This window comes from Pseudomonas citronellolis (genome assembly GCF_900112375.1).
Classification (GTDB): domain Bacteria; phylum Pseudomonadota; class Gammaproteobacteria; order Pseudomonadales; family Pseudomonadaceae; genus Pseudomonas; species Pseudomonas citronellolis.
This window is the reverse complement of record NZ_FOLS01000012.1, coordinates 1-13,658: the sequence shown is the minus strand read 5'-3', so window position 1 is coordinate 13,658 and position 13,658 is coordinate 1. Positions and strand designations below refer to the sequence as shown.

Annotated in this window: 11 protein-coding genes; 3 read left to right on the top strand and 8 right to left on the bottom strand. The window is 67.7% G+C overall.

The window, feature by feature from the left end:
• Positions 1 to 457: 457 nt before the first annotated feature.
• The 7 genes from glmS to BM060_RS13045 form a co-directional block, all read right to left on the bottom strand.
• Positions 458 to 2,293, bottom strand: a complete 1,836-nt coding sequence (glmS, locus tag BM060_RS13075) for a glutamine--fructose-6-phosphate transaminase (isomerizing) (RefSeq protein ID WP_074980488.1) — start codon at positions 2,291 to 2,293, stop codon at positions 458 to 460.
• Between the two features lie 12 nt (positions 2,294 to 2,305).
• Positions 2,306 to 3,076, bottom strand: coding sequence for a DeoR/GlpR family DNA-binding transcription regulator (locus BM060_RS13070; RefSeq protein WP_074980487.1), 771 nt, complete (start codon positions 3,074 to 3,076; stop codon positions 2,306 to 2,308).
• A 299-nt stretch (positions 3,077 to 3,375) separates the two neighbouring features.
• Entirely contained in the window at positions 3,376 to 5,274 is a 1,899-nt protein-coding gene (locus tag BM060_RS13065; protein WP_074980486.1) for a GGDEF domain-containing protein, read from the bottom strand.
• A complete protein-coding gene (locus BM060_RS13060) occupies positions 5,271 to 6,134 on the bottom strand; it encodes an endonuclease/exonuclease/phosphatase family protein (protein WP_074980485.1) in 864 nt (287 codons plus the stop codon). The genes BM060_RS13065 and BM060_RS13060 overlap by 4 nt, the downstream gene beginning before the upstream one ends.
• Before the next feature lie 12 nt (positions 6,135 to 6,146).
• A complete protein-coding gene (dsbA, locus tag BM060_RS13055; RefSeq protein WP_009614565.1) occupies positions 6,147 to 6,788 on the bottom strand; it encodes a thiol:disulfide interchange protein DsbA in 642 nt (213 codons plus the stop codon).
• 154 nt (positions 6,789 to 6,942) lie between these two features.
• Positions 6,943 to 7,551, bottom strand: coding sequence for a c-type cytochrome (locus tag BM060_RS13050; RefSeq protein WP_074980484.1), 609 nt, complete (start codon positions 7,549 to 7,551; stop codon positions 6,943 to 6,945).
• A 44-nt stretch (positions 7,552 to 7,595) separates the two neighbouring features.
• Entirely contained in the window at positions 7,596 to 7,886 is a 291-nt protein-coding gene (locus tag BM060_RS13045) for a c-type cytochrome (protein ID WP_009614563.1), read from the bottom strand.
• Positions 7,887 to 8,074: 188 nt separating this feature from the next.
• Between BM060_RS13045 and yihA the strand changes: the two genes are divergently transcribed.
• A complete protein-coding gene (gene yihA / locus BM060_RS13040) occupies positions 8,075 to 8,734 on the top strand; it encodes a ribosome biogenesis GTP-binding protein YihA/YsxC (protein WP_074980483.1) in 660 nt (219 codons plus the stop codon).
• Positions 8,735 to 9,037: 303 nt separating this feature from the next.
• On the opposite strand, the gene polA is transcribed toward yihA, so the two are convergent.
• A complete protein-coding gene (polA, locus tag BM060_RS13035; RefSeq protein ID WP_074980482.1) occupies positions 9,038 to 11,776 on the bottom strand; it encodes a DNA polymerase I in 2,739 nt (912 codons plus the stop codon).
• Positions 11,777 to 11,850: 74 nt separating this feature from the next.
• On the opposite strand from polA, the gene BM060_RS13030 reads away from it, so the two are divergent.
• Together BM060_RS13030 and BM060_RS13025 are read left to right on the top strand one after the other, a co-directional pair.
• Complete coding sequence (locus BM060_RS13030) at positions 11,851 to 12,141, top strand: DUF2782 domain-containing protein (protein WP_009614560.1); 291 nt, start codon at positions 11,851 to 11,853, stop codon at positions 12,139 to 12,141.
• 34 nt (positions 12,142 to 12,175) lie between these two features.
• Positions 12,176 to 13,126: a homoserine kinase gene (locus BM060_RS13025; RefSeq protein ID WP_074980481.1), complete on the top strand. Its 951-nt coding sequence runs from the start codon at positions 12,176 to 12,178 to the stop codon at positions 13,124 to 13,126.
• Positions 13,127 to 13,658: the final 532 nt, after the last annotated feature.

Genomic DNA, 13,658 nt, shown 5'->3' with positions numbered 1-13,658 from the left:
CGATGGAGCCGCGTCCCGCGTTCGCGGGAATGACGAGGTGGGGTTAGGCGTAGAAGGATAACGCCTGACCGACACACCGCTCAGGACAGCCCCCCTCCCTTCAGGGCGGGGCGCGCAGCCGAGGCTGGGGAGAGGGTTACGGACTTCGCCGACACTCCATTGCCAACCCTGTACTCCGCTCCCCCTCCCTAACCCTCCCCCGCAAGCGGGAGAGGGAACCGTTCGGCGTGAAGCGCAATCACAAAGCTCCCTGAACCACAATGCGTAGGGCGCATAACGCCTACGGCGTCATCCGCCGAATCGCGGACAGAGTCCGCTCCTACAGTTCCAGGAAGCACGGGCGTAGGAGCGGACTCCGTCCGCGATTGGATTCACCGGCCACGCCGGATACCTCGGAAGCACGGCCAACGGCGGACAACCACAAATGCTTATCCGCCCCACATTCCAACCGCGCGGCTTATTCCACCGTAACCGACTTGGCCAGGTTGCGCGGCTGGTCGACGTCGGTGCCCTTGAGCACGGCCACGTGGTAGGACAGCAGCTGCAGCGGCACGGTGTAGAGGATCGGCGCCAGGCAGTCATGGATCGGCGGCATGCTCACCACGTGGGTGCCCGGGCCGTTGCCGAGGCCGCTGTTGGCCTCGGCGAAGACGATCAGCTCGCCGCCGCGGGCGCGGACTTCCTGCAGGTTGGACTTGAGCTTCTCCAGCAGCTCGTTGTTCGGCGCCACCGTGACCACTGGCATGTCGGCGTCCACCAGGGCCAGCGGGCCGTGCTTGAGCTCGCCGGCCGGGTAGGCTTCGGCGTGGATGTAGGAGATTTCCTTGAGCTTCAGCGCGCCCTCCATGGCCACCGGGTACTGCGCGCCGCGGCCGAGGAACAGGGTGTGGTGCTTCTCGGCGAACAGCTCGCCGACCTTCTCCACCACCTTGTCCATCGCCAGGGCTTCTTCCAGGCGCGTCGGCAGGCGGCGCAGGGCTTCCACCAGTTCGGCCTCGACGCCCTCGCCCAGGCGGTTCTGCACCCGGCCGATGGCCAGGGTCAGCAGCAGCAGGGCCACCAGTTGGGTGGTGAAGGCCTTGGTCGAGGCCACGCCGATCTCCGGGCCGGCCAGGGTCAGCAGGGTCATGTCCGACTCGCGCACCAGCGAGCTGGTGGCGACGTTGCAGATCGCCAGGCTGGAGAGGAAGCCCAGCTGCTTGGCGCTGCGCAGCGCGGCCAGGGTGTCGGCGGTCTCGCCGGACTGGGAGATGGTGACGAACAGGGCGTCGGGCTGCACCGCCACCTTGCGGTAGCGGAACTCGCTGGCCACCTCGACCTGGCAGGGGATGCCGGTCAGCTCTTCCAGCCAGTAACGCGCCACCAGGCCGGCGTGGTAGCTGGTGCCGCAGGCAACGATCTGCACGTTGCGCACCTTGGCGAACAGCTCGGCGGCGTTGGGTCCGAAGCTCTCCGCCAGCACCTGGCCGGAGCCCAGGCGGCCTTCCAGGGTGCGCTGCACCACCTTGGGCTGCTCGTGGATCTCCTTGAGCATGAAGTGGCGGTACTCGCCCTTGTCGGCGGCCTCGGCGCCCTCGTGGTACTGCACCGCCTCGCGCTTCACCGGGCGGCCTTCGGCGTCCCACAGTTGCACGCTATCGCGGCGCAGCTCGACGATGTCGCCTTCTTCCAGGTAGATGAAGCGGTCGGTGACCTGGCGCAGGGCCAACTGGTCGGAGGCCAGGAAGTTCTCGCCCAGGCCCAGGCCGACCACCAGCGGGCTGCCGCTGCGGGCGGCGACGATGCGGTCCGGCTGGTCCAGGCTGATCGCCGCCAGGCCGTAGGCGCCGTGCAGTTCCCGGACCGTGGCTTTCAGCGCGGTGGTCAGGTCGCCCAGCTCGCGCAGGCGCAGGTGCAGCAGGTGGACGATGACCTCGGTGTCGGTCTGCGAGGTGAACACGTAGCCCTCGCTCTTGAGGTATTCGCGCAGCTCCTCGTGGTTCTCGATGATGCCGTTGTGCACCACCGCCAGACGGTCGTGGGAGAAGTGCGGGTGGGCGTTGGCCTCGCTGGGCGCGCCGTGGGTGGCCCAGCGGGTGTGGGCGATGCCCAGGTGGCCGGCCAGCGGCTGTTCAGCCAGGGCCTGCTCCAGGCTGGCCACCTTGCCGACGCGGCGGCGGCGCTGCAGTTCGCCGGCGGCGTCCACCAGGGCCAGGCCGGCGCTGTCGTAGCCGCGGTATTCGAGGCGCTTGAGGCCCTCGATCAGGATCGGGGTGACGTTACGTTCGGCAATGGCGCCAACGATTCCACACATGGGGCGTTCTCCTTAGTTCGTGCAGCGCGCGCGTATGACTTTCACGCCGCGCGCCTCGATCTGGGCACAGGCCTCGTCGCTGAGGCGCTCGTCGGTGATCAGGGTCTGGATGCTGCTCCACGGCAGCTCCAGGTTGGGCATGCGCCGCCCGAGCTTGTCGGCCTCGGCCATGACGATCACCTCGCGGGCGACCTCGGCCATCACCCGGCTCAGCCCGAGCAGTTCGTTGAAGGTGGTGGTGCCGCGCACGGGGTCGAGGCCGGCGGCGCCGATGAACAGCTGGTCGAAATCGTAGGAGCGCAGCACCTGCTCCGCCACCTGGCCCTGGAACGACTCCGAGTGCGGGTCCCAAGTGCCGCCGGTCATCAGCAGCACCGGCTCGCGCTCCAGCTCGCGCAGGGCGTTGGCGACGTTCAGCGAGTTGGTCATCACCACCAGGCCGGGCTTGTGCCCAAGCTCCGGGATCAGCGCGGCGGTGGTGCTGCCGCTGTCGATGATGATCCGCGCGTGCTCGCGGATGCAGGCCGCCGCGGCGCGGGCGATGGCCTGCTTGTAGGGCGACAGCGGCGGGCTCGGCTCGGCCAGCAGTTCCTGCGGCATGGGCACCGCGCCGCCGTAGCGGCGCAGCAGCAGGCCGTTGCTCTCCAGGGCGGCCAGGTCCTTGCGGATGGTCACCTCGGAGGTGGCGAAACGCCGGGCGAGGTCGTCGACACTGACCTCGCCCTGCTGGTTGAGCAGGGCGAGGATCTCGTGGCGGCGCTGGGGCGTGTTGCGTTTCGACATGAAGGCTTATGTTTCGATTCGAAAGTTATAGGTGCGAATCAAAACCCAAGAGCTTTCATTCGTCAAGTTCGGGTGATGGGAGGTTGGGGCGATGTAGGAGCAGCTGTCTATTGGGTTCCCGCGTTCGCGGGAATGACATCGGAAAATACGGTTCCCCACACCCGTCATTCCCGCGAACGCGGGAACCCAGAAAACAACGTAGGAGCGGGCCCTGCCCGCGATTCGCGCGCAGGGCGCGCTCCTACAGGGGTGCGATACGGGTGGGACTAATCGTTCGCGGTTATCAGCCGGGCAGCGCCTCAGCCCATCTCCAGGCGGTTGCGGCCGCCGCGCTTGGCGCGGTACAGGGCCTGGTCGGCGCGTTCGAAGGCCGCTTCGTTGCGTTCGCCGTCGCGGAACTGGGTGAGGCCCGCGGAGCAGGTGATGACCAGCGGTTCGCCCTTGAAGTGGAAGGGGATGCGTTCCACCGCTGTGCGCAGGGCTTCCAGCAGCTGGCGGCCGCCGTCCAGCGGCGTGGAGGGCAGCAGCACGACGAATTCCTCGCCGCCGAAGCGGGCGATGAAGTCGGTCTTGCGCAGGCGCTTGGCCAGCTCGCCGGCGATGATCTTCAGCACCTTGTCGCCGGCCAGGTGGCCGTAGTCGTCGTTGATGCGCTTGAAGTGGTCGACGTCCAGCACCGCCAGCAGCAGTTCGCCGCCGAAGCGCTGCACCCGCGCCACTTCCAGTTCCAGCCGCTCGCTCAGGGCGGCGCGGTTGGGCAGGCCGGTGAGGGGATCGGTCAGGGCCTTCTGCCGCTGGTCCTCGATGCTGGCCTGGAAGCTGCGCGCCTCTTCCTCCATCGAGGAAACCCGCGCCACCAGCGCCTGCAGGCGCTCCCCGGCCTCGCGCTCACGGGCCTCGCGTTCCTGGCGGTGCCGCTCGATGCTGCCGAGCAGGCCTTCCAGGCGCTCATCCACCGAGCGCCGGAGGCTGTCCAGGTCGGTGGCCTGCTGCACGCTGCTCTGCAGGCCGCTGACCTGGTCGCGCAGTTCATCGTCCAGGCGCCGCGCGCTGTCGGACACGGCGTCCTGGCCCTGCTGCACGGCGCCGAGGCTGTCGAGGAAGGTGCTGAGGCGGTCGTTGAGCTGGTGCAGGTAGCCTTCGAAGGCGGCCTGGCCGCTGTCGTTGAGGGCCAGCACCAGCACCGCCAGGTCGTCCAGCACCGGCACCAGTTCGTACCAGTTCAGGCTGCCGTTGATGCGCTCGCGCAGGGCCTGGGCCTGTGGGCGGTAGGTGGCCGGCAGCTGCAGCTGGTCGAGCAGGTTCAGCAGGCTGGCCTCGATGTGCGGCGCCACCGCGCTGTAGCCGGGCTCGGGCATCGGCGGCAGGGCGTAGTGCTGCTCGCCCTCGCCATCCAGCAGCACCGGGCGCGGCGCGCTGGGGATGAGGTCGGCGGGCAGCGGCAGGCTGTCCAGCAGGGCGGCGGACGGCGCGGGTGACGGCAGCGGCTCGGGGTCGACCTGCGGCGCCACGGCAGCGGCCTGCTGCGGGATGGCCGGGGGTTCTTCGTCCACGACGGCCACGCTAGCCTCGGTGACCACGGCGGCCTCGGCCCTGGCCGGCGCCGCCGGCGTCTCGCTGGCCGGCGTGCCGCTGCTGGCAGGCGCGGGCTGGGCGGGGCCGTCCTCGCCGTCTTCGCGGCCACCGAACAGGCGCTGCAGCAGGCCGGGGCGCGGCGCCTCGGCGTCGGAAAGCTGTTCCAGCACGCGCCGCTGCAGGTTGCCCAGCTCGCCGAGCAGCACCGGCAGCTCGCGGGACTGGCTGGCGCGCGCCTCCAGGTCGCGGGCGAACAGTTTCAGCGGCAGGCGCACGTCACGCGGCAGGTCGAGGTTCAGCAGCTGCTGGGCGATCTGCTGCAGCGCCGTGATGTTCTGGCGGATGCGCTGCTGGCGGCGCTGTTCGGAATCCAGCACGGTCTTTTCCAGGCGCGGGATGAGCCGCGCCAGGCCCGCGTCTATGTCGTTGCGGCGCAGCAGTTCGCGTAGTTCCTGCATGCACTGGTCGACCGCCTTGTCGCTGCCCTCGGCGGCCAGGCTGCTGCGCACCAGGCCGCGGCGCAGCAGGTCGACGCGCACCTCCCAGCGGCGCTCCAGGCGCTCCTGCTGGTCGATGTTGGCGAGGTACTTTTCCTTCCAGCGCTGGTTGTCGTCGCGGCTCATCGAGCGTCCTTGAGAGAAAGCGCGGAGTCTTGCCGGCAGCCGTCGGGCAGGCGGATCTCCACGGCCACCGGCAGGTGGTCGGAGATCGGCTCCGGCAGCACGCTGACCCGCTCCAGGGTCAGCCCGGGGCTGAGCAGGATATGGTCCAGGCAGCGCTGCGGGCGCCAGCTGGGAAAGGTCGCCTGGACCTGCGGGGCGATCAGCCCGAGATCACGCAGCGGCGAAGTCTCCAGCAGGTCGCTGGCGTGGGTGTTCATGTCGCCCATCAGCACCTGGTGGCGGTAGTTCTGCAGCAGCTCGCGGATGTAGGCGAGCTGGCGGGTGCGGGTGCGCGGGCCCAGGGCCAGGTGCATCATCACCACGGCCAGGGCGTTGTCGCCCTCGCCGAAGCGCATGAGGATCGCCCCGCGGCCGGGCGGGCCGGGGAGCGGGTGGTCTTCCAGCAGGGTCGGGCGCAGGCGGCTGAGCAGGCCGTTGCTGTGCTGGGCGATGCGCCCGAGGTTGCGGTTGAGCTGCTGGTACCAGTAGGGGAAGGCGCCGAGCTGGGCCAGGTGCTCCACCTGGTTGACGTAGCCGGAGCGCAGGCTGCCGCCGTCGGCCTCCTGCAGGGCCACCAGGTCGTAGCCGGACAGCAGGTCGCCGATGCGCTGCAGGTTGCCGGCGCGCCCGGCGGCGGGCAGCAGGTGCTGCCAGCCGCGGGTCAGGTAGTGGCGGTAGCGTTCGGTGCTGATGCCCACCTGGATGTTGAAGCTGAGCAGGCGCAGGCGGCCATCGGCGGGATAGCCGGATTCCGCGGCCTGCGGATTGACCTGCGCGGGGCGGGATGCGACCACCCGCTGCTGGCGGAGCCTGCTCAGCATGGCTGGGTTACCTCACTGGGCGGCCTTGGCGGCGTCGCGTTCCTTGGCGATCAGGAAGTCGGCCAGTTCCAGGGCCTTCTCCGGGCCACCGGCCGAGCCGATGTCGAAGCGGTACTTGCCGTTGACCACCATGGTCGGCACGCCGCTGATCTGGTAGGCCATGGCCAGCTTCTTGTCCTTCTCGATCTGGCCCTTGATGGCGAACGAGTCGAAGGTGCTGAGGAACTTGTCCTTGTCCACGCCCAGCGGGGCGAGGAAGTCGGCCATCTCTTCCGGGGTGGCCAGTTTCTTGCCTTCCTTGTGGATGGCCTCGAACACGGCGGTGTGCACCTTGTGCTCCACACCCATGGCTTCCAGGGTCAGGAACAGCTGGCCGTGGACGTTCCAGATGCCGCCGAACATGGCCGGGATGCGGACGAAGTGCACGTCGGCCGGCAGTTTCCCGATCCACGGGTTGATGGTCGGTTCGAAGGCGTAGCAATGCGGGCAGCCGTACCAGAACAGCTCCACCACCTCGATCTTGCCGGGCTGGGACACCGGAACAGGGGTGCTCAGCTCGGTGTACTGCTTGCCGGATTCGAACTCGGCGGCTTGCGCGCTGAGACCGAACAGGCCGGCGAAGGCCAGTACGGCGGTGAAAATCAGGTTACGCATGGTTCACTCCTTGGCTGGATCGGGGGCGCCGCGGCGCGGCTGTGATTGGACTGGGGAGGCCGGCGGCGGTTCCAGGCATTGTAGTGGTGCCGGATACGAAAAAGGGTGGCCGAAGCCACCCTTTTTTTTCAAGCCGTGCCGCGGGACGAAGGCCTCAGTGCAGGCCTTCGATGTAGCTGGAGACGGCGGCGATGTCCTTGTTGGACAGCTTGGCGGCGATGCTGCGCATGATCATGCTGTCGCCGTCGTTGGTGCGGTCGCCTTCGCGGAAGTTGGTCAGCTGCTTGGCCACGTAGGCCGCATGCTGGCCACCCAGGTGCGGGAAGGCGGCCGGCTCGTTGCCCACGCCGTTGGGCGAGTGGCAGCCGGTGCAGGCGGGCATGCCCTCGGCGAGCTTGCCGCCGCGGTACAGGGCTTCGCCGGCGGAAACCAGCTTGGGATCGGCGGCGCCGACGCTCATCTTCTGGCTGGAGAAGTAGGCGGCGATGTCGGCCAGGTCCTGGTCGCTGAGGTTGGTCAGCAGGCCGGTCATCTCCAGAACGGTACGTTTGCCGTCCTTGATGTCATGCATCTGCTTGAGCAGGTATTTGTCGCCCTGGCCCGCCAGTTTCGGGAAGTTCGGCGCCATGCTGTTGCCATCGGCACCATGGCAGGCGCCGCACACGGCGGCTTTCGCCTGGCCGGCCTTGGCATCGCCGACTTCGGCGTGGGCCATACCGGTCAGTCCCAGGGTCAAGAGCAGACTCACGATTATTTTGTTCATCAGCTAATCCATTACGGCTAATAGGTGAAAGAGAAAAGCCCGGGTTACTTGGACATCCACTGGATGATTGCCTTGTAGTCCTCGGTGTTGCAGTCGGTGCACAGGCCACGCGGGGGCATGGCGTTGAAACCGTTGGTGACGTGCTGCACCAGCGTATCCATGCCTTTGTCCAGGCGCGGTTTCCAGGCTGCGGCGTCGCCCTTCTTCGGGGCCATCGGCAACTGGCCGGCATGACAGGCGCCACAGGCCCGGTTGAATACCGCTTCCGGGTCCTGGGCGGCCTGCACGCTGGTAGCCATCGCGGCGGCTACGGCTGCGAACAGCAGTTTCTTCATGATCGTCCTCATCGGGAGGGAACGTCCGCGTTCTATTGCGCGGCCGGTTGATTATCGCGTTCCCGTGGCGCCCGACCCTGGGGGATAAAGCGCACACAAAATCCGCGGCATTATATACTTCGCCTGCCTGTTCGAAAACGAGACCGGCCCCCGCGACACCGAGTCGCACCCCGCCGCGGAAGCCCCCCATGCCCCCCAAGAGCCCTGCCAAGAACCCCATCCTCAGCCTTTGCCAGCAGGCAACCTTCCTCATCAGCGCGGCCAAGGTCGAGCAGTGCCCGGAAGACGGCGGCCGCGAAGTCGCCTTCGCCGGCCGTTCCAACGCTGGTAAGTCTAGCGCGCTAAATGCACTCACCCATGCCAATCTGGCGCGAACCTCGAAAACCCCCGGGCGCACCCAGCTGCTGAACTTCTTCCGCCTGGACGACGAGCGCCGCCTGGTGGACCTGCCCGGCTACGGCTACGCCAAGGTGCCGATCCCGCTGAAGCTGCACTGGCAGCAGCACCTGGAGGCCTACCTGAGCAGCCGCGAGTCGCTGGCCGGGGTGGTGCTGATGATGGACATCCGCCATCCGCTGACCGAATTCGACCGCCTGATGCTCGACTGGGCCCAGGCCAGCCGGCTGCCGATCCACGTGCTGCTGACCAAGGCCGACAAGCTGGCCTTCGGCGCGGCGAAGAACGCGCTGCTCAAGGTGCGCCGCGAAATCCAGCAGGGCTGGGGCGACGTCGCCAGCGTGCAATTGTTCTCGGCGCCCAAGCGCGAGGGAGTGGAGGAGGCGCAACAGGTCCTGGCGGCCTGGCTGGGCCTGCTGGAAGAGGACGGGGAGGAGGCCGAACAGGCCTGAAGGCCTGGCGTAGAGGGTGCCGGCTGGCCGCCGGCACTTTTTCGCAGGCAAAAAAAACCCCGAGCTTCGTATGGGGAGGGGGAAGTTCGGGGTTTAAGTCCGGACCGCTAGGGCGGGGTCCAGGATTCTGCCAACACTAAACACTGCAAAGGAGCATCGAAGGGCTTCTCCAGCCATTCACGAGTTCTGACCCGGGCTGCGGTGGGAAAGTTCAGTGGTGGATGAAAAAATTTTCCCGAGGCCCTTTTCAGGGTTTCCTGAGGCGCCCCGCAGGGCCCGTCACCCGGGCCCTGCGACCGTTCGTCAGTGGGCTTCGTCCCAGTTCGAACCGCTGCCGGTTTCGACGATGAGCGGTACCGCCAGCTCCGCCGCCTTGCCCATCAGGTCGCGCAGTTTCGCCGCCACCTCCTCGACCAGGTCCTCGCGCACTTCCAGCACCAGTTCGTCGTGTACCTGGAGGATGACCCGGGCGTCGATGCCGCTGGCCTGCAGCCAGTCGTCCACGGCAACCATGGCGAGCTTCATGATGTCCGCCGCGGTGCCCTGCATGGGCGCGTTGATCGCGGTGCGCTCGGCGGCCTTGCGCATGGCGGCGTTCTTCGAGCCGATTTCCGGCAGGTACAGGCGGCGGCCGTAGAGGGTCTCGACGTAGCCCTGCTCGGCGGCCTGGGCGCGGGTGCGCTCCATGTAGGCCAGCACCCCGGGGTAGCGGGCGAAGTAGCGGTCGATGTAGGCCTGGGCCTCCTTGCGCTCGACGCCGATCTGCTTGGCCAGGCCGAAGGCGCTCATGCCGTAGATCAGCCCGAAGTTGATGGCCTTGGCGCGGCGGCGCTGCTCGGGCGTGACCTCTTCAAGCGGCAGGCCGAAGACCTCGGCGGCGGTGGCGCGGTGCACGTCGCGGTCGTGGCGGAAGGCGTCCAGCAGGCCTTCGTCCTGGGCCAGGTGGGCCATGATGCGCAGTTCGATCTGCGAATAGTCGGCCGACAGCAGCCGGCAGCCCGCGGGGGCGACGAAGGCCTGGCGGATGCGCCGGCCCTCGGCGGTGCGGATCGGGATGTTCTGCAGGTTCGGGTCGGTGGAGGAGAGCCGCCCGGTGGCCGCCACCGCCTGGTGGTAGCTGGTGTGGATGCGCCCGGTGCGCGGGTTGATCTGCTCCGGCAGCTTGTCGGTGTAGGTGCTCTTGAGCTTGCTCAGGGAGCGGTACTGCATGATCACCTTGGGCAGCTCGTAGTCCTGCTCGGCCAGGTCGGCGAGGACGTTCTCGGCGGTGGACGGCTGGCCGGTGGCGGTCTTGGCCAGCACCGGCAGGCCGAGCTTCTCGTAGAGGATGGCGCCGAGCTGCTTGGGCGAGCCGAGGTTGAACTCCTGGCCGGCCAGTTCGAAGGACTTGCGCTCCAGTTCGACCATTTTCTCCCCCAGTTCGCGGCTCTGCAGCCCCAGGAGGTTGGCGTCGACCAGCGCGCCGTTGCGCTCGATGCGCGCCAGCACCGGCACCAGCGGCATCTCGATGTCGGTGAGGACCTTGGCCAGCGACGGGATGGCCTGCAGCTTCTCCCACAGGGCCTGGTGCAGGCGCAGGGTCACGTCGGCGTCCTCGGCGGCGTAGGGGCCGGCCTGCTCCAGGGCGATCTGGTCGAAGGTCAGCTGCTTGGCGCCCTTGCCGGCGATGTCCTCGAAGCGGATGGTGCTGTGGCCCAGGTACTTCAGCGCCAGGCTGTCCATGTCGTGGCGGGTGGCGGTGGAGTTGAGCACGTAGGATTCGAGCATGGTGTCGAAGGCCACGCCCTGCACGGTGATCGGCGTGCTGGCGTTGGCCAGGACGTTGATGTCGTACTTGGCGTGCTGGCCGACCTTGGCCTTGTTCGGATCTTCCAGCAGCGGCTTGAGGGCCTCGAGCACCGCGTCGCGGTCCAACTGCTGGGGCACGCCCATGTAGCTGTGGGCCAGGGGCACGTAGGCGGCCTCGCCCGCCTCGACGGCGAAGGACACGCCCACCACCTGCGCCTGCTGGGCGTCGATGCTGGTGGTCTCGGTGTCGAAGGCGATCAGCTCGGCGGCCGCAAGCTTCTGCAGCCAGGCATCGAAGGCGGCCTGTTCCAGCACCGTTTCGTAGCGCGAGTCCTGGGCCGGGGCGTCCTCGGCGGGGCTCTCGCCGGCTTCCTTGGCCTCGCGCAGCAGGTCGTCCAGCCAGTTCTTGAACTCCAGCTGGCGGTACAGCTCGATCAGCGCGTCGCGGTCCGGCTCGCCCGGATGCAGCGCGTCCAGCTCGATGTCCAGGGCGACGTCGGTCTTGATGGTGGCCAGCTGGTAGGACAGGTAGGCCTGCTCGCGGTTTTCCTCGAGCTTGGCCGGCAGGCCCTTGGCGCCGCGGATCGGCAGCTCGGGCACCTTGTTCAGGCTGGCGTAGAGCACGTCGAGGCCGCCGCCGACGCCGGTGAGCAGGCCCAGCGCGGTCTTCTCGCCGACCCCGGGCACGCCGGGGATGTTGTCGACCTTGTCGCCCATCAGCGCCAGGTAGTCGATGATCAGCTCAGGACCGACGCCGAATTTCTCTTTAACGCCATCCACGTCCAGCGTGCTACCGGTCATGGTGTTGACCAGCGTAATGTGCCCGTCGACCAATTGGGCCATGTCCTTGTCGCCAGTGGAGATCACCACCGGGCGCTGCGCCGCGGCACTGCTGCGGGCCAGGGTGCCGATCACGTCGTCGGCCTCCACCCCTTCCACGCACAGCAGCGGCAGGCCCAGCGCGCGCACCGTCGCGTGCAGCGGCTCAATCTGCACCCGCAGCTCATCCGGCATCGGCGGGCGGTGCGACTTGTATTCGGCAAACAGCTCGTCGCGGAAGGTCGGACCCTTGGCGTCGAAGACCACCGCGAAGGGGCTGTCCGGGTACTGCTTGCGCAGGCTCTTGAGCATGTTCAGCACCCCCTTCACCGCGCCCGTGGGCATGCCGGTGGAGGTGGTCAGCGGCGGCAGGGCATGGAAGGCGCGGTACAGGTAGGAAGAGCCGTCCACGAGGACGAGGGGTGCTTGACTCATGAGTGGAATCAACCTTTTCCGGAGGCCAGGGGCTAGAATGACCCCAGCCGAATCGACAAAGGAACAAGGTTATCATGCGCAGTCGCAAACGCTGGTTGCTAGCCGCCCTGCTGGCCGTATCCCCCCTGGTCGCCATGGCGGTGGACGAGGAAGCGCCGACGCCCGAACCGGATGTGACCATCCGCCAGGAGGGCGACAAGACCATCCAGGAATACCGGGTCAACGGCTTCCTCTACGCCATCAAGGTCACGCCCAAGCATGGCAAGCCGTATTTCCTGGTGCGCCAGGACGGCAGCGATGGCAATTTCATCCGTTCCGACCAGCCGGACAAGCTGATCCCGCAGTGGCAGATCTTCAGCTGGTAACCCATCAACCCCATGGCGCTCACGAGGCCTGAGCATGTCGGTATTCACCCCTCTTGAGCGTTCCACCCTGGAAAGCTTCCTCGCACCCTATGGACTGGGGCGCCTGCACGAGTTCCGCGGCATCCCCGAGGGCTCGGAGAACAGCAACTTCTTCGTCAGCCTGGAGCGCGGCGAATTCGTCCTGACCCTGGTCGAGCGCGGCCCGGTGCAGGACCTGCCGTTCTTCGTCGAACTGCTCGACGTGCTCCACGAGGCCGACCTGCCGGTGCCCTACGCCCTGCGCACCGAATCCGGCGAGGCCCTGCGCCAGCTGGAGGGCAAGCCGGCGCTGCTGCAGCCGCGCCTGCCCGGCCGCCACGAGCGCCAGCCCAACGCCCACCATTGCGGCGAGGTCGGCGCCCTGCTGGCGCGCCTGCACCTGGCCACCCGCGGGCGCATCATCGAACGCCCCAGCGACCGCGGCCTGAGCTGGATGCTGCACCAGGGCGAAAACCTCGCCTCGCACCTGGCCCCGGCCCCGCGCGAACTGCTGGAAAACGCCCTGGAGGAAATCGCCCGGCTGCTCGCCGAACAGCCCGAGCTGCCGCGCGCCAACCTGCACGCCGACCTGTTCCGCGACAACGTGCTGTTCGACGGCCCGCACCTGGCCGGGGTGATCGACTTCTACAACGCCTGCTCGGGCTGGATGCTCTACGACCTGGCGATCACCCTGAACGACTGGTGCTCCCACGAGGACGGCGAGCTCGACGGCCCCCGCGCCCGCGCGCTGCTGGCCGCCTACGCCAGCCGCCGGCCGTTCACCGCCCTGGAGGCCGAACTGTGGCCGGAGATGCTGCGCGTGGCCTGCGTGCGCTTCTGGCTGTCGCGCCTGATCGCCGCCGAGGCGTTCGCCGGGCAGGACGTGCTGATCCACGACCCGGGCGAGTTCGAGCGACGCCTGGTGAAGCGGCAGAAGGTGGACATACACCTGCCGTTTGCGTTGTAGGGCGTATAACCGTTCGCGGTTATACGCCGATACACCTCACCCATCGGCCAACTCCGTGGCTGAGCCCGCAGTGCCCTGAAACAGGCGCTTCGCGTTCAAACCCGCGGCGCCCCAGGACCATGGTCAGGCGGCGGATAACGTCGAACGTTATCCGCCCTACGCCAAGGTCGATCCTGGCGTAGGGCTTTTCGCAGGAGCGGATTTATCCGCGATTTCCGCCGGCAGGGCCGGCGTATATACGCTATCGCGGACGGAGTCCGCTCCTACGTCCGTGCATCCCAGGGGCCTCGATGCCCACCTGTAGGAGCGCGCCCTGCGCGCGATCGCGGAATGACACCCCACAGTTGCAAACTGCCGGATGGCATGGCTTTTCGTAGGAGCGAGCTTGCTCGCGAAGGGGGATCGTGTGGTGGTTCAATTTCCTCGGACACCTCGATAGGTGGAAAATCCACTGAATAGAGGAGTCATTCATGAGCCGTAAACGCAGAACATTCGATGCCAGCTTCAAGCTGCAAGTCGTCCAGATGATCAA